The sequence below is a fragment of the Lentzea sp. NPDC060358 genome (assembly GCF_042725365.1).
Lineage (GTDB): Bacteria > Actinomycetota > Actinomycetes > Mycobacteriales > Pseudonocardiaceae > Lentzea.
Genome location: NZ_JBHXCW010000048.1, coordinates 1 through 18,299, shown reverse-complemented (window position 1 = coordinate 18,299; position 18,299 = coordinate 1). Strand labels below are relative to the sequence as shown.

18 protein-coding genes and 1 pseudogene are annotated in these 18,299 nt (G+C 72.3%); 13 read left to right on the top strand and 6 right to left on the bottom strand.

The features are described from left to right. Window positions 1–86 precede the first annotated feature (86 nt). Complete coding sequence (locus ACFWGZ_RS13415) at window positions 87–758, top strand: hypothetical protein (protein WP_382451762.1); 672 nt, start codon at window positions 87–89, stop codon at window positions 756–758. Here ACFWGZ_RS13415 and ACFWGZ_RS13410 read toward each other — a convergent pair. Both ACFWGZ_RS13410 and ACFWGZ_RS13405 read right to left on the bottom strand, forming a co-directional pair. Beyond that, a complete protein-coding gene (locus ACFWGZ_RS13410) occupies window positions 716–1,525 on the bottom strand; it encodes a sensor histidine kinase (RefSeq protein ID WP_382451761.1) in 810 nt (269 codons plus the stop codon). The two genes, ACFWGZ_RS13415 and ACFWGZ_RS13410, sit on opposite strands and share 43 nt — an antisense overlap. Before the next feature lie 124 nt (window positions 1,526–1,649). Beyond that, window positions 1,650–2,354 carry a class I SAM-dependent methyltransferase gene (locus ACFWGZ_RS13405; RefSeq protein WP_382451760.1) on the bottom strand — a complete coding sequence of 235 codons (705 nt, stop codon included), beginning with the start codon at window positions 2,352–2,354 and terminating at the stop codon, window positions 1,650–1,652. Between the two features lie 145 nt (window positions 2,355–2,499). Between ACFWGZ_RS13405 and ACFWGZ_RS13400 the strand changes: the two are divergent. The 10 genes and pseudogenes from ACFWGZ_RS13400 (at window position 2,500) to ACFWGZ_RS13355 (ending at window position 12,118) form a co-directional block, all read left to right on the top strand. Continuing rightward, window positions 2,500–4,082, top strand: a pseudogene (locus tag ACFWGZ_RS13400) (ABC-F family ATP-binding cassette domain-containing protein). Between the two features lie 43 nt (window positions 4,083–4,125). Further along, window positions 4,126–5,358: an SLC13 family permease gene (locus ACFWGZ_RS13395; RefSeq protein ID WP_382451778.1), complete on the top strand. Its 1,233-nt coding sequence runs from the start codon at window positions 4,126–4,128 to the stop codon at window positions 5,356–5,358. 2 nt (window positions 5,359–5,360) lie between these two features. Then, on the top strand, window positions 5,361–5,786 hold the full coding sequence (locus ACFWGZ_RS13390) for a universal stress protein (RefSeq protein ID WP_382451759.1): 426 nt from the start codon (window positions 5,361–5,363) through the stop codon (window positions 5,784–5,786). 52 nt (window positions 5,787–5,838) lie between these two features. Then, complete coding sequence (locus tag ACFWGZ_RS13385; RefSeq protein ID WP_382451758.1) at window positions 5,839–6,825, top strand: hypothetical protein; 987 nt, start codon at window positions 5,839–5,841, stop codon at window positions 6,823–6,825. 42 nt (window positions 6,826–6,867) lie between these two features. Beyond that, window positions 6,868–7,680, top strand: a complete 813-nt coding sequence (locus tag ACFWGZ_RS13380) for a TIGR02452 family protein (protein WP_382451757.1) — start codon at window positions 6,868–6,870, stop codon at window positions 7,678–7,680. Between the two features lie 67 nt (window positions 7,681–7,747). Then, complete coding sequence (locus ACFWGZ_RS13375) at window positions 7,748–8,272, top strand: ribbon-helix-helix protein, CopG family (protein ID WP_382451756.1); 525 nt, start codon at window positions 7,748–7,750, stop codon at window positions 8,270–8,272. A gap of 68 nt (window positions 8,273–8,340) precedes the next feature. Beyond that, a complete protein-coding gene (locus tag ACFWGZ_RS13370; RefSeq protein ID WP_382451755.1) occupies window positions 8,341–9,183 on the top strand; it encodes a DUF4097 domain-containing protein in 843 nt (280 codons plus the stop codon). A 10-nt stretch (window positions 9,184–9,193) separates the two neighbouring features. Then, entirely contained in the window at window positions 9,194–10,129 is a 936-nt protein-coding gene (locus ACFWGZ_RS13365; RefSeq protein ID WP_382451754.1) for an ATP-binding cassette domain-containing protein, read from the top strand. After that, entirely contained in the window at window positions 10,126–10,908 is a 783-nt protein-coding gene (locus ACFWGZ_RS13360) for an ABC transporter permease (protein WP_382451753.1), read from the top strand. Before ACFWGZ_RS13365 ends, ACFWGZ_RS13360 begins: the two co-directional genes overlap by 4 nt. 13 nt (window positions 10,909–10,921) lie before the next feature. Then, complete coding sequence (locus tag ACFWGZ_RS13355) at window positions 10,922–12,118, top strand: cytochrome P450 (protein ID WP_382451752.1); 1,197 nt, start codon at window positions 10,922–10,924, stop codon at window positions 12,116–12,118. A gap of 4 nt (window positions 12,119–12,122) precedes the next feature. On the opposite strand, the gene ACFWGZ_RS13350 is transcribed toward ACFWGZ_RS13355, so the two are convergent. Continuing rightward, a complete protein-coding gene (locus tag ACFWGZ_RS13350) occupies window positions 12,123–12,824 on the bottom strand; it encodes an SDR family NAD(P)-dependent oxidoreductase (RefSeq protein ID WP_382451751.1) in 702 nt (233 codons plus the stop codon). A 43-nt stretch (window positions 12,825–12,867) separates the two neighbouring features. Beyond that, window positions 12,868–13,854 (bottom strand): fatty acid desaturase family protein, encoded by a 987-nt coding sequence (locus ACFWGZ_RS13345; RefSeq protein WP_382451750.1) that lies wholly within the window; start codon window positions 13,852–13,854, stop codon window positions 12,868–12,870. A gap of 195 nt (window positions 13,855–14,049) precedes the next feature. Here ACFWGZ_RS13345 and ACFWGZ_RS13340 point away from each other — a divergent pair, with 195 nt between their 5' ends. Then, window positions 14,050–15,198: a 4-hydroxybenzoate 3-monooxygenase gene (locus ACFWGZ_RS13340; protein ID WP_382451749.1), complete on the top strand. Its 1,149-nt coding sequence runs from the start codon at window positions 14,050–14,052 to the stop codon at window positions 15,196–15,198. 19 nt (window positions 15,199–15,217) lie between these two features. Continuing rightward, a complete protein-coding gene (locus ACFWGZ_RS13335) occupies window positions 15,218–16,870 on the top strand; it encodes a methyltransferase (protein ID WP_382451748.1) in 1,653 nt (550 codons plus the stop codon). On the opposite strand, the gene ACFWGZ_RS13330 is transcribed toward ACFWGZ_RS13335, so the two are convergent. Beyond that, on the bottom strand, window positions 16,867–17,217 hold the full coding sequence (locus ACFWGZ_RS13330) for a VOC family protein (protein WP_382451747.1): 351 nt from the start codon (window positions 17,215–17,217) through the stop codon (window positions 16,867–16,869). The genes ACFWGZ_RS13335 and ACFWGZ_RS13330 overlap by 4 nt on opposite strands. Window positions 17,218–17,262: 45 nt before the next feature. Further along, the gene (locus ACFWGZ_RS13325; RefSeq protein ID WP_382451746.1) at window positions 17,263–18,090 is read right to left on the bottom strand and encodes an alpha/beta fold hydrolase; all 828 of its coding nucleotides are present in this window, start codon (window positions 18,088–18,090) and stop codon (window positions 17,263–17,265) included. Between the last annotated feature and the right edge of the window lie 209 nt (window positions 18,091–18,299).

The following is an 18,299-nucleotide window of genomic DNA, read 5'->3' as shown; positions in this document are numbered from 1 at the left end:
GCTCGAACCTGACCTGATGTGGTGAAACGCGCCACGTCGTGATTCGCCCCGCTGCCCCGTTGCGCCGATCGGGCTAACCTCCGCCCGTGCGGACGAGGCTGAACCCCAGGCAGCAGGTGGTGGTGGACGCCGGGCGTCCGCTGCCTCAGCTGACCGATCCGCTGGAGGTCGAGCTGCTGGTCAGCGCTTTCGCGGGGTTGTTCGTCGGCGACGAGGAGTTCTGGGAGGTCGTCGTCGCGCACCTGGCCGGGGTGCCCAGCAGGCGCAGCGGGGCCCTGCTGACGGCGCTCGGGGACCTGTTGCCGGGCAGGCCGGGGGTGTGGGCGCGGGAGGCGGCCCGGGAGCAGCCGAAGCCGCGGTGGGACCTGGGGACGCTGCGGTTCGGCGAGTGCTGGATCGGGGACCGGTCCATCGACGCCGGGTACCTCACGCTGCTGTGCGGGTACGCGTACGGGCAGGAGCGGCACGCGTTGGTGTTCATGATCGACGAGATCAGCGGGAGCCTCACGCGGCACGCGTTCCTGACCCGGCGGGTCGACGAGGCGCTCGAGCAACTCGGGCAGGAGGTGCGGTTGCAGCCGATCACCTCGGAGGCCGCGCACTGGCTGCTCGGGCGCGGGTACGACCGGTTCGAGCGGCGGCCCGGGCTCGGGGTCAGCGAGGACGTGCACCAGACGCGGTTGCTGGTGCGGCGGCGGATCGCCCTCGCGCTCGGTCACGTGGGGACGAACGCGGGCAGCACGGCGTCCACCTCGTAGCCGCCGTCGTCGGTCGGGCCCGCGGTGAGGGTGCCGCCGACCATCTCCACACGGCCGCGCAGGCCCAGCAGGCCCCGGCCGGACCTCGGTGGTGCCGTGCCCGGCGCGGACTGCGGGGCGGTGTTGCGGATGACGGCGCGGACCGTGGTCGGGCCGCAGTGGATCGTGATCTCGGTGTGGGCGCCCGGTGCGTGCTGGTGCACGTTGGTCAGCGACTCCTGGACCACCCGGTACATCGTGCGGCGGACGGCGGGGGAGATGACGTCGGCGTCGCCGTGCTCGGTCAGCTTGATCTCGAGGCCGGTGGCGGCGGAGTCGGCGACGAGGCTGGACAGGCGGTCGGGCAGCACGTCCGGGATGCGGGGGGTGCGGCCGGAGCGCAGGACGCCGACCAGGTCGCGCATCTCGTCCAGCGCCTGGCAGCCCGCGGTGCGCAGTTCCTCCGAGGCCCCGCGCACGCCCTCGTCCTTCGCGGCCATCCGCAACGCGCCCGCGTGCAGCACCATCAGGTTGAGCCGGTGGGTGACGACGTCGTGCATCTCGGAGGCGAGCCGGGTGCGTTCGTCGGATCGGGCCCGTTCGGCCAGCAGTTCCCGGTCGAGCTCGGCCGCGGTGGCCAGCGACTGGGCGAGGCGGCGGCGGGTCTGCAGGTAGAGGCCGGTCAGCGCGGCCACGGCCACGGCGCTCAGGCCCACCGGCCAGGTGTCGCGCCAGGTCTCCAGCGCTGCCACGAGCAGCACCGGCACCAGGTCCTCCGCCCGCGTCACGCCGGTGACGATACTGCCGGATTTGTGCTCCGGATCACCTACTCCAGCAGGGGATAGTCCCTACTTTCGCAGGTGGCGGGCCGGAATCGGTCCGCCTTCCGGACGCCGGCGTCCGTTCGCCGTGTCAGTCCCTGCGGAACAGCGCGGTCCACAGGAAGGACTTCCCGAACGCCGGTGAGGAGTCCGGGTGCTCCTCCATGCGGCGCAGTTCGACCTCGGTGAGGTCCTGGAAGATCCAGCGCAGGTCGGCCGGGGAGTAGCCGACGCCGCCCGCGAGGCCGCCCCGCCGGTACAGCTCGGCGTCCGGCGCGGCGGTGCCCTCCTCGTCGGTGAAGCAGGTGAGGGCGAAGTGGCCGCCGGGCACCAGAACGCGGTTTAGCAGGGCGAGGTAGCTGATCCGCCGGTGCGGTGGCAGGTGGTGGAAGCAGCCCGAGTCGCAGACCAGGTCGTACGAGCCCTCGGTCGTGAACGCGTCGCCGTGACGGAACCGCACGCCGAGGCCGCCGGCGCGTTCCTCCGCCCACGCGATCGCGGTGGCCGAGAGGTCGACGGCGTCGACCCGGAACCCGTTGCGCGCCAGGAAGAGCGCGTTGCGGCCGGGTCCGCAGCCGACGTCGAGCGCCCGGCCCGGGGGGAGCAGGCCGCTCTCCACGTGGGCGACCAGGTTCTCGTCCGGCTTCGCGGCGAAGAACGGGACCGCGCGCGAGCGGTCCGCGTAGAAGCGGTCCCACCAGTCGCCCGCGCCGGTGGTCCAGCGGTCGGCTTCCGGCGCGAACAGGCCGTCGAGCAGGGTCAGGACGTCGTCGATCGTGCGGATGTTCCGCTGCACTCGAACCCCCCGGCAGAGGCCTCGATCCTACCGGGCGCGGAGCGTCCCCGTTGCGTTCTCGTACGGTGTATGGGAGCCTTGACCTCATGATCCTCTGACTCCACCACCGCGCTGTCGTCCGATTTCCGGCTGTGGGGAGTTCGTCGTGTCAGGTCAGCTGACGCTCAGGAAGATCATCAAGAAGTACGGCCACCGGCGGGTGCTCGACGACGTCTCGCTGACGGTCCGGCCCGGCGAGAAGGTCGGTGTCGTCGGGGAGAACGGCTCGGGCAAGTCGACGCTGCTGCGGATCATCGCGGGCCAGGACGCGCCCGACGACGGCGAGGTCGTCGTGACGGCACGGGGCGTCGGGTACCTCGCGCAGGTGCTCGACCTGCCGGGAGAGGCGACGGTCGGGGACGCCGTCGACGCCGCACTCGCCGACCTCCGCCTGCTGGAACGGCGGATCGCGCGGGCCGCCGAGCAGGAGCTGCTGGACGAACTGGGCGAGCTGCTCACCGCGTTCGAGCTGCGCGACGGCTACTCGGCGGACGCACGGGTCGACGCCGCGATGTCCGCGCTCGGCGTGCCGCTGGACAGGGGACGACGGCTCGGCACCCTCTCCGGTGGTGAACGGGCCCGGCTCGCGCTGGCCGGGGTCCTGTCCGCCGGCCCCGAACTGCTGCTGCTCGACGAACCCACCAACCACCTCGACGACGAGGCGCTGGCGTGGCTGGAGAACGAGCTCGTGCGGCACCGGGGCACGGTCGTCGTCGTGACGCACGACCGGCTGCTGCTGGAACGCGTCACCACGGCGATCATCGAGGTCGACAACCGGACGGTCACCCGGTACGGCACCGGGTACGCGGGGTACGTCGCCGAGAAGCGGGCCGCGCGGCAGCGGTGGGAGCAGGCGTACGCGGAGTGGGTGGCCGAAGTCGGGCACTGGACGCGGTGGCGCGGCACGACGGCGCACCGCGTGGCGCCGGGACGCGCGATCCCCGACCACAACAAGTGCAAGTACAACGGCGACGGCCGCCGTGTGCAGGCGTCGATCCGCACGCGGGTGCGCAGCGCGTCCGAACGGCTGGACCGGCTGCGCGCCGAGCCGGTGCCGAAGCCGCCAGAACCGTTGCGCCTTAACGCACCGCTCGCCGCGGCCCGCGGGGGAGTGGTCCTCGAGTTCGGCGCGCTGAGGCTCGAGGCGGGGCAGCGGGTGCTGGTGACGGGCCGAACGGCGCCGGCAAGTCGACGTTGCTCGACATGCTGGCGGGCGTGCGGGCGCCGGAGAGCGGCACGGTCGTCCACGCCGGACGAATCGGGTATCTGCCGCAGGAAACCGTTGTGCGTCAACCGAAGCGCACGGTCCTGCAGGCGTTCGGCGGGAGCGCGGCGCAGCTGGAGTCGTTGGGGCTGTTCCGGGCGGACGACTTCACGACCCCGGTGGGCGCGCTGTCGGTCGGGCAACGGCGGCGGCTCGCGCTCGCCCGGCTGCTGAGCCGGGAGTCCGACGTGCTGCTGCTCGACGAGCCGACCAACCACCTGTCGCCCGCGCTGGTGGAGGAGCTCGAGGCCGCGCTCGCCGCCCATCCCGGCGCGGTGGTCGTGGCGTCGCACGACCGGTTGCTGCGCTGGCGCTGGAGCGGAGAGGCGCTCGAAATGCCTCGTAGCGGTCGAACGGCGCATCCGGGGACAGCTGTTCGGCGACGGGAAACGGCACGACCTAGAGTCAGCCCGGCCAAGACCTGAAGTCAGCCGGAGCGTGCCGGCGCAGGAGGATCCCGTGCTGGCGCTGTCGGTGTTGTTGCTCGTCGCCGTGCTCTTCTGCGCGGTCGTCCGGCCGTGGGGCTGGCCGGAGGCGGTCGTCGCGGTGCCGGCGGCGGTCCTCGTCGTGCTCGTCGGCGCGCTGCCGGTCGAGCACGCCGTGGACGAGGCGGTGCGGCTGGGACCCGTGATCGGGTTCCTGGCCGCGATCCTCGTGCTGGCGCAGCTCTGCGACGACGAGGGGCTCTTCCACGCCTGCGGCACCTGGATGGGCCGGGCGTCCGGCGGCAGTCCTCGCCGGTTGCTCGGCGGTGTGTTCGTCACGGCGTCGGTGACGACGGCGGTGCTCAGTCTCGATGCGACGGTCGTGCTGCTGACGCCGGTCGTGTTCGCGACGGCCGCGCAGCTCGGCATCAGGCCGAAGCCGCACGTCTACGCGTGCACGCACCTGTCGAACAGCGCGTCGCTGCTGCTGCCGGTGTCGAACCTGACGAACCTGCTGGCGTTCGCGTCGAGCGGGCTGAGCTTCACGCGGTTCGCGGCGCTGATGGCGTTGCCGTGGCTGGTCGCGATCCTGGCCGAGTACGTGGTGTTCCGGCGGTTCTTCCGCGCGGACCTCGACGCGCCGGTGCACGCGCCCGAGACCGCGCCGTCGCCGGAGCTGCCGGTGTTCGCGCTGACGACGGTGGGGCTCACGCTGGTCGGGTTCGTCGTCGCGTCGGCCACCGGGATCGACCCGGCCTGGGCGGCCTGCGCGGGCGCGGTGGTCATGGCGGTCAGGGCTCTCGCGCAGAGGCGCACGACGCTGCCGAAGCTCGTGAAGGCGACCTCGCTGCCGTTCCTCGCGTTCGTGCTGGGGCTCGGCGTGGTGGTGCGGGCGGTCGTCGACAACGGGCTCGACGACCTGCTCCGGCACGCCGTCCCCGGCGGCAACGGGCTGTGGGCGCTGCTCGGGCTCGCCGCGGTCGCCGCCGTGCTGGCCAACGTCATCAACAACCTGCCCGCGGTGCTCGTGCTGCTGCCGCTGGTCGTGCCGTTCGGCTCCGGTGCGGTGCTGGCGGTGCTGCTGGGCGTGAACCTCGGGCCGAACCTCACCTACGCCGGGTCGCTCGCGACGTTGCTGTGGCGGCGGATCGTGCACGACCACGACACCGAGGTGCACCTGCCGGAGTTCACCAGGCTCGGCCTGCTCGCCGTGCCCGCCACCCTGGTCGGCGCGGTCGTGGCACTGTGGGCGTCCCTGCGGCTGATCGGAGGATGACCGTGACGGTGCTCGTGTGGATCGCCGACGACACCTGGCAGGACTGCGTCGACGCGGCCCGCCCGCACGGCGAGGACTTCCTGCTGGTGCACGTCAGCGACGTGGCCGGCACGGCCCACGGCGCGTTCGCCGGGCTGTTCGGCCGCCACTCGTCGCTCGACCCCGGCACCCGCCTCGACGACCTCGCCGCCGACCACGCCACCCGGCTCCTGGACGCGGCCGCCGAACGGCTGGGTCGCCCGTGCGCCAGGCAGGCGCGCGTCGGACGGGTCGAGCACGAGGTCGTGGCGGCGGCGCAGGACGCGGCGCTGCTGGTCCTGTGCCGCGACGGCGACGTGAGCCGTGCCGGTCCGCGCAGCCTCGGCCCGGCGACCCGGTTCGTGGTCGACCACGCGCCCTGCCCGGTGCTGCTGGTCTGGCCCACCTAATTACGCGCAAGCAAAGTTGCGTGCACGCACTTTTCTCGCATAGCCTGAGGCCATGCGAGCCAAGGGCATTGCGTACGACACCGGTTTCGTGCGCCACGGAGAGATTTCGCTGGAGCGGTTCGACCTCGACGACGTCCGCCGGGACCTGACCGCCATCCGCGACGAGCTGCACTGCAACGCCGTCCACCTCGTCGGAGGTGTTCCGGACCGGCTCGAACGGGCCGCCGAGGTCGCCGCCGGGCTGGGGCTCGAGATCTGGTTCTCGCCCTACCCGCTGGAGCTCACGCCGCCGGAGGTCCTGGCGTTGTTCACCGACTGCGCCCGGCGGGCCGAACGGGTGCGCGCGGCGGGCGCCGAGGTCGTGTTCGTCACCGGTGTCGAGCTGACCGTCATGAACCGCGGCTTCCTGCCCGGCGACGACGTCCGGCACCGGCTGGGCGGCGTGCTGGGGCAGCCCGGCCGGATGCGCGAGGCCGCGGTGCGCCTCACCGAGTTCCTGACCGGCGCGGTGGCGGCGGTGAGGGAGCACTTCGGCGGACGGCTCACCTACGCGTGCATCCCGTTCGAGAACCCCGACTGGGACCTGTTCGACATCAAGTCCTTCGAGCTGATCCGCACCGCCGAGATCGCCGGGATCTACGCCGAGAGCATCCGCGGCGTCGTGGCGCAGGGCAAGCCCGTCGCGATCACCGGCTTCAACACGGCGGCCTGGCGCGGTTCGGGGGCGGTGGCGCCCCGCAGCATGGAGATCGTCGAGCACGACGAGGCGGGCCTGCCGGTGCGGATCAGGGACGGGTACGTCCGCGACGAGCAGGAGCAGGCCACCTACCTGCGCGAGCTGCTGACGACGTTCGAGCAGGAGGGGGTCGACGCCGCGTTCGTCTACCTGTTCGCGCTCGGCAACTACCCGCACCGGCCGGACGACCCGAGCCGCGACCTCGACATGGCGAGTCCCGGCATCGTGAAGGTCCACGACGACGGCTCGTGGGAGCCGAAGGCCGCGTTCGGGGCGGTCGCGGAGATCTACGGGCGGCTTTAACCGCTTGGCCGCGCCCGCCGAGGGGGCCAGACTCGGGGGATCATGAGCAGCAGGTTGCGAGCGATCGCCCACGACACCGTCGAGATCTCGGAGCGCGGCTCCTACTCCACCGCGGCGGGCGACGTCGTCCTCGCCGTCGCCCCCGCGGTCGAGGGCACCCGGCTCCACCTGCCGGACGAGGTCCTGCCGCTGCCCCCGGAGGTCGGCGAGGCCCGGATCGACGTCACGAACGAGTCGACCCTGGACGCCACCCGCCGTCTCGGCGGTGACGTGGCGGCGCTGAACTTCGCCTCGGCCCGCAACGCGGGCGGCGGGTTCCTCAACGGCGCGCAGGCCCAGGAGGAGAGCATCGCCCGCGCGTCGGCGATCTACCCGTGCCTGCGTGCCGCCGGCGACTTCTACGCCCACCACCGGGCGCACGAGGACCTCACCTACACCGACCGCGTGATCTACTCGCCGCGCGTGCCGGTGTTCAAGGACGACGGGGGAACCCTGCTGCCGCGGCCGTACGAGGTCTCGTTCCTCACCGCCGCTGCGCCGAACCGGTCGGCCATCCTGCGCAACCAGCCCGAACGCGCCGACGGCATCCCGCTCGCGCTGCTGCGGCGGGCCATCCGCGTCCTGCACGTCGCCGCGTCGCACGGCCACCGCCGGCTCGTCCTCGGCGCCTGGGGCTGCGGCGTCTTCGGCAACGACCCCGCCACCGTCGCGCAGGTCTTCGCGCTCGCGCTGCGGGACAACCGCTACTTCGAGCACGTGGTGTTCGCCGTGCTCGACCGCCAGAAGGGCGCGCCCACGTTCCAGGAGTTCGCCGACGTGCTGAGCCACGGTGGCACCACGCCTGACCTGCACTGAGCCAAAATGGTGCCAATCTGAGCCAGATTTGCTTGCTGGTGATGCCACCGTGTGCCATAGTGATGCCATGGATCTGACCCCGTATGTGGCTTCCCTCGGCCGCGAGCTGCTGACTGCCGTCGAAACGGGCGGTGGCGAGGCGAACGCGCTGGTCGAGCGGTTGACCGTGACGATGGAGTCGGCGATCCGGCTGGCATTGCTCGAAGCGCTGTCCGCCGCCGCCGACGAGATCACCGCGGACCTGGCGCCGGACTCGGTGCAGGTGCTGCTGCGGGGCCGCGACCCGAAGTTCGTCGTGACGCGGCGCGTGCCGGAGCCGGCGCCCGCCGCCGCACCGGAACCCGCCCCCGCGGCACCTGCCGAGGACGTGACGGCCGGGTTCGACGACGGCACCACGGTGCGCATCAACGTCCGCCTGCCCGAACCGCTCAAGGCCGCGATCGACGAGGCCGCGGCCAAGGAGGGGCGTTCGGTCAACGCGTGGCTCGTGCGCGCCGCCTCCGCCCAGCTGAACCCGAAGCGCGAGACCGTCGCCGAGGCGGTCACGAACGCCGTCACCGGCTCGACGCGTTTCGTCGGCTGGGTCCGCTAGCTCCCGCTCCGCACCACTTCGCCCCGACCTGCGGGGATGCACCACCGACACCTTCTGAGGGGACAGCCATGCCTTCTTACGACACTCCGAAACCGATTTCCGTACTGCTGGACGTGTACGCGGGCCACGTCCAGATCGTCGCCACCGACCGCGCCACGACGACGGTCGACGTGCGGCCCTCCGACTCGTCGGACTCCTCCGACACCGAGGCCGCGCGGAAGACCACGGTCGACTACGCCGACGGCACGCTGATGGTGCGCGGGCCCAAGCGCACGTTCGACTTCTCCCGCAAGAGCCGGTCCGTCGACATCGTGATCGAGCTGCCGGCCGGCTCCGGGGTGGACCTCGACGTGGCGGCGGGCAGCATCCGCACCACCGGCGTGCTCGGCGCGACCGAGGCGGACATGTCCGCGGGCAACATCCACCTCGACCGCACCGGCCCGCTCAAGGCCGACACCGGCGCCGGGCAGGTCAGGATCGGCGCGGTCACCGGCGACGCCGAGGTGAAGACCGGCAGCGGCCACATCCGCGTCGGCCGGGTCGACGGGGCGCTGGTCGTCAAGAACTCCAACGGCCACATCGACGTCGGCACGGTCGAGGGCGAGCTGCGGGCCCGGTCGGCCAACGGCGACATCAACGTCGAACGCGCCGGCGCGTTCGTGGAGGCCAGGACCGCGATGGGGGCCATCGAGGTCGGCGAGGTCGTCAGCGACACCGTCACGCTCAACACCGCGATGGGCGGCATCGAGATCGGGATCGCCCAGGGCACCGCCGCGTGGATCGACGCCAAGACCTCGTTCGGCCGCGTCACCAACACGCTCGACGGCAGCGACGGCCCCGGCGACTCCGCGCGCACCGTCAAGGTCACCGCCCACACGTCCTTCGGCGACATCTCCGTCCGCCGTGCCTGAGGGGAACCCGATGAACGCGATCACGGTCAGAGGGCTGCGCCGCTCCTACGGCGACCACGAGGTGCTCAAGGGCGTCGACCTGGACGTCCGGCGCGGCACCGTCTTCTCGTTGCTCGGCGCGAACGGCGCCGGCAAGACCACCATGGTCAAGATCCTCTCCACACTGATCCGGGCGGGCAGCGGCACCGCGACCGTCGCGGGCCACGACGTGGCGGCCGATCCCGACGGCGTGCGCGGCGCGATCGGCGTCACCGGCCAGTTCTCCGCCGTCGACAACCTGATGACGGGGCGCGAGAACCTGAAGCTGATGGCCGACCTGCACCACCTCGGCCGCGAGACGGGCCGGCGCAGGACGGGGGAGCTGCTGGCGCAGTTCGACCTGGTGGACGCCGCCGACAAACCGGCGTCGACCTACTCCGGCGGCATGCGGCGCCGGCTCGACCTCGCGATGACGCTCGTCGGGTCGCCCGAGGTGATCTTCCTGGACGAGCCGACGACCGGCCTCGACCCGCGCAGCCGCCGGGCCATGTGGCAGATCGTGCGGCAGCTGGTGGCGAGCGGCGTCACGATCTTCCTCACCACGCAGTACCTGGAGGAGGCCGACGAGCTCGCCGACCGGATCGCCGTGCTCGACCACGGCCGGATCGTCGCCGAGGGCACCGCGGACGAGCTCAAGCGCCGCATGCCCGGCGGGCACGTCCTGCTGCAGTTCACCGACCCCCGCCACCTCGACGCCGCCGTGCGCCTGGTGCGCGGCGCCTCCCGCGACGGCGAGGCGCTGGCGGTGCGCGTGCCGAACGACGGCAGCGTCGGCTCCCTCAAGGCGTTGCTCGACCTGCTCGACGCGCACGCCGTGCCGGTCGACTCGCTCAGCACGCACACCCCCGACCTCGACGACGTCTTCCTCGCCCTCACCGGCGGACAGGAGAAGGTGGCCCAGTCATGACGTACGTGCTCGCCGACTCGGCGACGATGGTGCGCCGCAACCTCCGGCGGATGATCCGCTACCCGTCGCTGACGTTCCAGCTCCTGATCATGCCGGTCGTGTTCCTGCTGCTGTTCGTCTACGTCTTCGGCGGGACGCTGGGCGCGGGGCTCGGCGGCCCGTCCGGTGGCCGCGCCGAGTACCTGGCCTACGTGACGCCGACGATCGTCCTCATGTCGATCACCGCGGCCGTGCAGGGCACGAGCATCTCGATCGCGATGGACATGACCGAGGGCATCGTCGACCGCTTCCGCACCATGAAGATCGCCCGCGTGTCGGTGCTGACCGGGCACGTCGTCGGCAGCCTCGTGCAGACCGCGCTGGCCATGGCGTGCGTCTTCGGCGTGGCCGTCGCGATCGGGTTCCGGCCGCAGGCGAGCGCGCTCGGCTGGCTCGCGCTGGCCGGCCTGCTGGTGGCCATGTCGTTCGCGATGATCTGGCTGTCGGCGGCGCTCGGGCTCGCGAGCAAGACCGTCGAGGGGTCGAGCAACGTCGGCCTGCCGCTGATCCTGCTCCCGTTCTTCGGCAACGGGTTCGTGCCCACCGACTCGATGCCGGTGGTGCTGCGCTGGTTCGCCGAGTACCAGCCGTTCACCCCGTTCATCGACGCCCTGCGCGGGCTGCTGGCGGGGGCGCCGATCGGCAACAGCGGGTACATCGCCCTCGGCTGGTGCGCTGCCATCGGCGTCGGCGGCTACCTGTGGTCCAAGAGGCTCTTCAACCGCGAATCCACCCGCTGAAGGAGAACACGTGATGCAGCAAGGCCTTCCCACCGACCGCGACGTCAGCCCGTTCGTCCCGCCCGCCCGGATCACCGAGCTGCGCGAGACGCGCCCGGTCAGCCCGCTGCTCTTCCCCGACGGCCACGAGGGCTGGCTCGTCACCGGGTACGACGCCGTCCGGCAGGTGCTGGCCGACACCAGGTTCAGCTCGCGCCAGGACCTCGGCATCGTGCACGTGCCGTTCCCGACGCCCGGCATGCCCGAGCTGACCGAGCCCGTCCCGCAGGAGCCGGGCGTGTTCATCAGCATGGACCCGCCGGACCACACCCGGTTGCGCCGCAAGCTCACCGGCGCGTTCACGGTCAAGCGGATGAAGGCGCTCGAGGAGCGCGTCGCCGAGATCACCGAGCAGCGGCTCGACGAGCTGGCGCAGCTCACCCCGCCGGTCGACCTGGTGCGCGAGTTCGCGCTCCCGGTGCCGTCGCAGGTGATCTGCGAGCTCCTGGGCGTTCCCTACGAGGACCGCGGCTCGTTCGAGGAGAACTCCGCCCGGTTCATGGAGCGCGACATCACCCTCGAGGACAAGATCGCCGTGTACGTCGCGCTCAGCACGTACCTGAACGGGCTCGTCACGAGCAAGCGCGCCGAGCCCGCCGACGACCTGCTGTCCGACCTCGCCCGCGACGAGGACCTCAGCGACGCGGAACTGACCGGCATGGCGTTCCTGCTGCTGCTCGCGGGCCACGAGACGACCGCGAACATGCTGGCGCTGGGCACCTTCGCGCTGCTGGAGCACCCGGACCAGCTCGCGGAGCTGCGGTCGAGGCCGGAGCTGATCCCCGACGCCGTCGAGGAACTGCTGCGGTACCTGTCGGTGGCCGACGTCTTCTTCCGCTACGCCTCGCAGGACGTCGAGCTGCACGGCGAGACGATCCGCGAGGGGTCGATGGTCGTCCTGTCGCTGCTGGGCGGCAACCACGACCCCGAGCGCTACGACGACGCCGGCGTGCTCGACGTGCACCGCAACGCCCGCGGCCACCTGGCGTTCGGGCACGGCGTGCACCAGTGCCTGGGGCAGCAGCTCGCCCGCATCGAGATGCGCGCCGGGTTCGAGGGACTGCTGCGGAGGTTCCCCACCCTGCGGCTGGACGTGCCCGCCCGTGACGTCGAGCTCAAGACGATGACGAGCATCTACGGCGTGCACGCCCTGCCGGTCAGCTGGGAGTAGCGGCTCAGACGGTGAACCCGCCGTCGACGTTGATGGCGGCGCCGGTGACGTACGCACCGGCGTTCCCGGCCAAAGCTGCCACCACCTCGGCGATCTCCGCGGGTGTCCCGTACCGGCCCAGCGCCGTCAGCCCGCGGATCTGCTCCGCCATCGGCCCGTCCGCCGGGTTCAGGTCCGTGTCGGTCGGACCGGGGTTCACGATGTTCACGGTGATCCCCGACGGGCCGAGATCGCGCGCCAAGCCCTTCGTCATGCCGATCAGCGCCGTCTTGCTCGCCGAGTAGAGCGCGAAGCCGGGGAACGGCGCGTGCACCGCGACGTTGCTGCCGATGCTGATGATCCGCCCTCCCTCGCGCATGTGTCTCGCCGCCGCCCGTGCCGCCAGGAACGGCGCCCGCACGTTGACGGCCATCGTGTGGTCGAACTCCTCCCGGCCGAGCCCCTCCAGCGGCCCGACCTCGAACACCCCCGCGTTGTTCACGAGCACGTCGAGCCGCCCGAACTCCGCCGCGGCCTCCTCGACCGCCGCGACCACGGCGTCCGGGTCGGCGCTGTCCGCCCGGATCGCCTTGAAGCCCTCGGGTCCGGTGTCCCTGCAGGTGACCGCGACCCGCGCGCCCAGTGCCGCGAGCTTGGCGGCCACCGCGGCCCCGATGCCCCGGCTCCCGCCGGTGACCAGGGCCGCCTTGCCTTCGAGTGATCCCATGCCGGCCACTCCGGCCGGGCGGCGGCGGTGAGTCCGGCGGGAATCAGACCGCGGCTTTGCCCCGCAGCGGCACCGAGACCTCGTGCAGGTGCTCCAGCACGTGGCCGTACGAGCGGAACAGCCCGCACTGCGCGTAGGAGATCCCGCGCTCGTGGCAGAACCTGCTCACGATGACCTGCGCGTGCTTGAGGTGCGGGCGGGGCATGCTCGGGAACAGGTGGTGCTCGATCTGGTAGTTCAGCCCGCCGAGCAGGAAGTCGGTGAACCAGCCGCCGCGGATGTTGCGCGAGGTCAGCACCTGCTTGCGCAGGAAGTCGAGGGTGTGCCCGGCGCCGAGCACCGGCATGCCCTTGTGGTTGGGGGCGAACGAGCAGCCCATGTAGAAGCCCCACAGGCCCTGGTGCACCAGCACGAACGCGACGGCGTACACGGGGGAGAGGACCCAGAACACCACGCCGAGGTACAGCACGACGTGCGCGATCATCACGGCGCGTTCGCGGCCGGAGTGCTTGATCGAGTGCACGTGCAGCGCGAAGCCCTCGAGCAGCAACAACGGGAAGAACAGCGCCGCCTGGTGCGACGCGATCCACCGCAGCGGGCCGCGCTTGGCCTCGCCCTGCCGCTGCGTGAACGCGAGGACCGTGATGTCGATGTCCGGGTCCTCGTCCTCGTGGTTCGGGTTGGCGTGGTGGCGGTTGTGCTTGCCGACCCACCAGTCGTAGCTGACCCCGACCAGTCCACTGTGGACGTACCCGGCGATCTCGTTCCACCGGCGCGACCCGAAGATCTGCTTGTGGCCCGCGTCGTGGCCGATGAACGCGAGCTGCGTCGTCATCACCGCCAGCACGGCCGCCACGACGAGCTGCCACCACGAGTCGCCGAGCAGCGCGAACGCCACCCAGGTCGCCGCGTAGGCGGCCAGGTTCACGCCGATCCGCGCGAAGTAGTACCCGCGCCGCCGGTCGAGCAGGCCGGCCCGTTTGATCTCGGTGGAGAGCTGGGCGAAGTCGCTCGCCTCGCGGAGTGTCATTCGCGCAGGATGCCCGATCGCGCCGTCCGTGTCGTGCACGGGCCGTGAAGAGGCCGCGAACCGCGCGGGGCGACACGATGGAGTGATCATGATCTTGGTCCTCGGCGAGCCGCTGGCCAGAGCCCCCGCGAGTGCTGTCCAGTGCTGCCGCAACGGGCCCTTTCCGGGCCGGAACGGCAGAGAGGACCAGATCGGGTGGTCGACCACACGACCGTGCTCATCGCGGGCGCGGGGCCGGCGGGGCTCGTCCTGGCCAATCTCCTGCGCGCGGAGGGCGTGGACACGCTCGTCGTCGAACGGGCCACCCGCGAGCAGGTGCAGACCAGGGCGAGAGCCGGTTATCTGGCCCCGAACAGCGCCAGGGTGCTGGCCGAGCACGGCCTCGGCGCCGGTCTGCTCCACAAAGGACAGACGCACGGCGTGTGCGCGTTCCGCGGCGAGGACGGCGAGTTCGAACTCGACTACTCCCGGCTCGGCCGGGGCGGGGCGCACACCGTGTACCCGCAGCAGGACCTCGTCACGGACCTGGTCGCCGAGTACCTCGGCCGCGGTGGCGACATCCGGTTCGGCGTCACGGTCACCGGCGTCGACCCGCGCACCGCCACGATCCGCTACCGCGGCGAACGGGGCGGGGAGGACGTCGTCACCGGGCGGTTCCTCGCCGGGTGCGACGGCGGCCACGGCGCGACCCGCAAGGCCGTGCCCGCCCGCCGCTACCGCCAGGACCACGGCGTGAGCTGGCTCGCGGTGCTCGTGGAGGCCCCGCAGAGCATGGCGGCGGTGACCTACGCCGTGCACGACGACGGGTTCGCAGGCCACATGGCGCGCAGTCCGGAGGTGACCCGCTACTACCTCCAGGTCCCGCCGGGCGACGACCCGCGGGACTGGACCGACGACCGGATCTGGGCCGCGCTCGGCACACGCCTGCGCATCGACGACTTCGGCCGGTTGAAGCAGGGACCGGTCCTCGAACGGCGGCTCGTGCGGCTGCGTTCCGAGGTCGCCGACCCGATCCAGCACGACCGGCTCTTCCTCGCCGGTGACGCCGCGAGCCTGATCAGCCCGTCCGCCGCCAAGGGCGCCAACCTGGCGATCATGGAGGCCGAGGTGCTGGCCCGCGCCCTGGTCCAGGCCCTGCGCGGCGACGAACGGCCGCTGGCCGCCTACTCCCGCACCTGCCTGCCCCGCGTCTGGCGGGCGCAGGAGTTCTCGCGCTGGATGATCGACCTCCTGCACCCGCCGGCGGACGACTTCCACCGCGCCCTGCGCCGCGCCCGGCTCGACGGCCTGCGCGAGTGCCGCGCCCACCAGAACGCCTTCGCCGAGAACTACGTCGGCATCTGAAACCCCAGGAACACTCACCATGATCTCGACACGCACCCCCGTCCTCGCCGCGGCCGACCTCGACCGCCTGACCGCGGCGGTGGCGCTCATCGGCGCGCACGACACCCGCTCCGCGCTGGAGTCCGCGCTGCCGTCCCTGGACGCCGAGCAGCGCGCCGCCATCACCCGGCACGCCGCCCTCGACCACGTCGCGCTGCTGGTCTTCCCTGAGACCCTCACCGGTCTCGCGGACGAGCTCTCCGCGCGCGGCATCGAGGTGGGCACGATGACGCCGAGCGTGGTCGTGCGCGACCGGCTGAGCAGCCGGTACTCCGTGCCCGTCGCCGACCTGCAGGTCGGCATCCTGCGCGCGCCCGTGACCGACCGCAACGGCTGGCCGTGCGAGCTGGAGATCTTCGTGCTGGTGACGCCACCGGAGCTGGCGCACATCGCGGAGGACGAACGCCGCCACGGACGGGAGAACCACGTCGCGCTGGCCGTGCGCCGGCCGGATCCCGTGCTGCTGCGCGGTCTGCGGGCGCTGATCGCGGGCGCCATGCGCCCCGACGGCGGCGGCTACAACGGCTACGAGAACAGCAGCCTCCTGTACTTCCGCGACGCCCACGGCGCCGATCCGGCGTTCCGCCGCCTGGAGCTCATCGCCACCGGCCGGTTCGCGCAGCTGGAGGCCCTCCACCAGCGCGAGTCGTGCGCCGGCACGGAACTGCTCGGCCTGCTGACCGGCGCGTGGGCGACGCAGGCCGTCGCCACGGCGGCCGAGCTGCGCCTGTTCGACCACCTCGCGTCGGTCGCCGACCTGCCCTCGCTGGCGCTGGAGACCGAGACCGATCTGCAGAGCCTGGCCCGGCTGCTGCGCTACCTCGCCTCGCTCGGCGTCGTGCGCGCCCTCGGCGACGGCTACGCGCTGACCGAGCTGGGCGAGCTGCTGCGCTCGGACCGGGCGGGCTCGATGCGCCCGCTCGCGCTGATGTACGGCGGCCCGTTCTACCGCTCGTTCGCGGAGCTCACCGAGTCCGTGCGCAGCGGGCAGGAGTCGTACGCCAAGGCGTTCGGCGCCCACCACTTCGCCCACATGGCGGCGGACTCGGCCCTCGCCGAGCTGTTCCACGGCTCCATGGCCGCGAGCAACGCGATGTTCACCGGCGTCACCAAGGTCGTCGACTTCTCCGGCGCCCGCACCGTCGTCGACGTCGCGGGCGGCAACGGCGAGCTGCTCGCACGGGTCCTGCACGCCACCCCGGCGGCGCGCGGCGTCCTGCTCGACCTGCCGAACGCGCTGGCCGCCGCCGAACCCCGCCTGGCCGGTCTCGCCGGCCGCGTCTCACTGGTGCCGGGCGACTTCACGCGGGCGGTGCCCGGCACCGGCGACGTCTACCTGCTGTCGCGCGTGCTGCACGACTGGGACGACGACCAGTGCCGCACGATCCTGTCGACGTGCGCGCGCGACATGCCCGCGCACGCCGAGCTGCTGGTCATCGAGCGGCTGCTGCCGGAAGCCGGTGCCGACTCGCTCGCCGTCCCGTGGGACGTCCACATGCTGTGCAACACGGGCGGCCGTGAACGGTCCGAGACGCACTACCGCGCACTGCTGGCGGAAGCGGGTTTCGACCTGGTCGAGACGCACGCGCTGCCGTTGGACGCGCACGTGATGCGCGCCCGCAAGGCGCTCTAGAAGCTCACCAGGCAGAAGGGGTGGCCGGCGGGGTCCGCGTAGACGTGGAACCGCTCGCCACCGCCTTCGAGCCGCCGCGCGCCCAGCGCGAGCACCTGCTCGCCCGCCGCGGCGAGGTCCTCCACGCGCACGTCGAGGTGCGCGTGCGCCGTCTCGGCCGGCCACTTCGGCGGCTGCCAGTCCTCGACCCGCGCGAACGCGATCCCCGGCCGGTCCGGCGCGTCACCGATGACGACGAACCCGTCGTCGTCCTGCACCCGGACCATGCCGAGCACCTTCTCGTAGAACTCCGCGAGGCCCCGCGGGTCGGGGCAGTCGATCACCAGGCCGTGCCAACGTCCGATCATGCGCGGGATCGTGCCACCGCACGCGGACATCCGCTGTCCTGGTTGTCAGTGCTCCTTCAGGAACTCGAGCACCAGCCGCACGACCTCGTCCGGGAACTGGACGTGCGGGTAGTGCCCGGCGCCCTCGATCATCTCGAGCCGCCCGAGCCCGGCGGGCATCGCGGCCACGACCGCCTCGCCCTCGGCCCGCGGGTCGGCCCAGTCCGGGTCGAGCGTTCCCTGGATCACGAGCGCGGGGCACCGCAGGTCGCCGAGACGCGCGCCCGCGTCGGCGGCCGAGGACGTCCCCATCTTCTGCACGACCTTCATCCGGCCCGGCCGGCCCAGGTCCGCCCGGAGCGAGTCGAGGTGCGCGGCGAAGCCCGCCGGCCTGGTCCCCGGCACCGCGTGCTCCAGGTAGCGCGTCCACCTGTCCACGCTGCCGGTCAGGCCCATGCCCATGAGCAGCAGCATTCCCCTGCGGTACCGGGCGTTCGCGAGGAGACCGCCGAGGTCCGGCTTCTGCGCGCGGGTGAACGGCGTGACCTCCACGACGGCGCTGACCAGCCCGGGCTCCTGCGCGGCCGCGATGGTGGCGGCACCGCCCGCGAACGAGTGGCCGACCAGCACGGCCGGTCCGCCGAGGTGCCGGACCAGGGCGAGCAGGTCGGCGGCCGCGTCGGTGCGCGTGTACGACGGCCAATCGGCACTCGACTCGCCGTGGCCGCGCTGGTCGGCGTTCGCCACCCGGTACCCGGCCTCGACCAGCCGTGCCGCCACCTCGGCGAACGCCTCCCGGTTGTCGCCCATGCCGTGTGCCAGCACGACCAGCGGCCCGTCGCCCGCCACGTCGTACGCGATCCGTCCACCCGCGAGCTCCAGGTACTCCGTCATCACTGTCCCACTCCGTTGGCTAATGTGCGTTAAGCAGAAGCTAATGCCATTAGCCAACGGCGTCAAGCGCCGGGTCGCTCTTCGGGTGAGGGGTGCGTCACCGCGGGCGAACTCCCGCGCCGGCAGGGCTCGGACGACCGCGCTGCCGTGGCTCTCGAACCGGGCGGACACCCGGAAAAACGGAGAAGCCGGTCGAGACGAATCTCGAC

What these genes read in the sequence shown, in the direction of transcription:
- ACFWGZ_RS13385 (WP_382451758.1), top strand. Translation starts at nt 5,839, where the DNA reads ATGCGAGCCAAGGGCATTGCGTACGACACCGGTTTCGTGCGCCACGGA.
- ACFWGZ_RS13380 (WP_382451757.1), top strand. Translation starts at nt 6,868, where the DNA reads ATGAGCAGCAGGTTGCGAGCGATCGCCCACGACACCGTCGAGATCTCG.
- ACFWGZ_RS13375 (WP_382451756.1), top strand. Translation starts at nt 7,748, where the DNA reads ATGGATCTGACCCCGTATGTGGCTTCCCTCGGCCGCGAGCTGCTGACT.
- ACFWGZ_RS13370 (WP_382451755.1), top strand. Translation starts at nt 8,341, where the DNA reads ATGCCTTCTTACGACACTCCGAAACCGATTTCCGTACTGCTGGACGTG.
- ACFWGZ_RS13365 (WP_382451754.1), top strand. Translation starts at nt 9,194, where the DNA reads ATGAACGCGATCACGGTCAGAGGGCTGCGCCGCTCCTACGGCGACCAC.
- ACFWGZ_RS13360 (WP_382451753.1), top strand. Translation starts at nt 10,126, where the DNA reads ATGACGTACGTGCTCGCCGACTCGGCGACGATGGTGCGCCGCAACCTC.
- ACFWGZ_RS13355 (WP_382451752.1), top strand. Translation starts at nt 10,922, where the DNA reads ATGCAGCAAGGCCTTCCCACCGACCGCGACGTCAGCCCGTTCGTCCCG.
- ACFWGZ_RS13350 (WP_382451751.1), bottom strand. Translation starts at nt 12,824, where the DNA reads ATGGGATCACTCGAAGGCAAGGCGGCCCTGGTCACCGGCGGGAGCCGG.
- ACFWGZ_RS13345 (WP_382451750.1), bottom strand. Translation starts at nt 13,854, where the DNA reads ATGACACTCCGCGAGGCGAGCGACTTCGCCCAGCTCTCCACCGAGATC.
- ACFWGZ_RS13335 (WP_382451748.1), top strand. Translation starts at nt 15,218, where the DNA reads ATGATCTCGACACGCACCCCCGTCCTCGCCGCGGCCGACCTCGACCGC.
- ACFWGZ_RS13330 (WP_382451747.1), bottom strand. Translation starts at nt 17,217, where the DNA reads ATGATCGGACGTTGGCACGGCCTGGTGATCGACTGCCCCGACCCGCGG.
- ACFWGZ_RS13325 (WP_382451746.1), bottom strand. Translation starts at nt 18,090, where the DNA reads ATGACGGAGTACCTGGAGCTCGCGGGTGGACGGATCGCGTACGACGTG.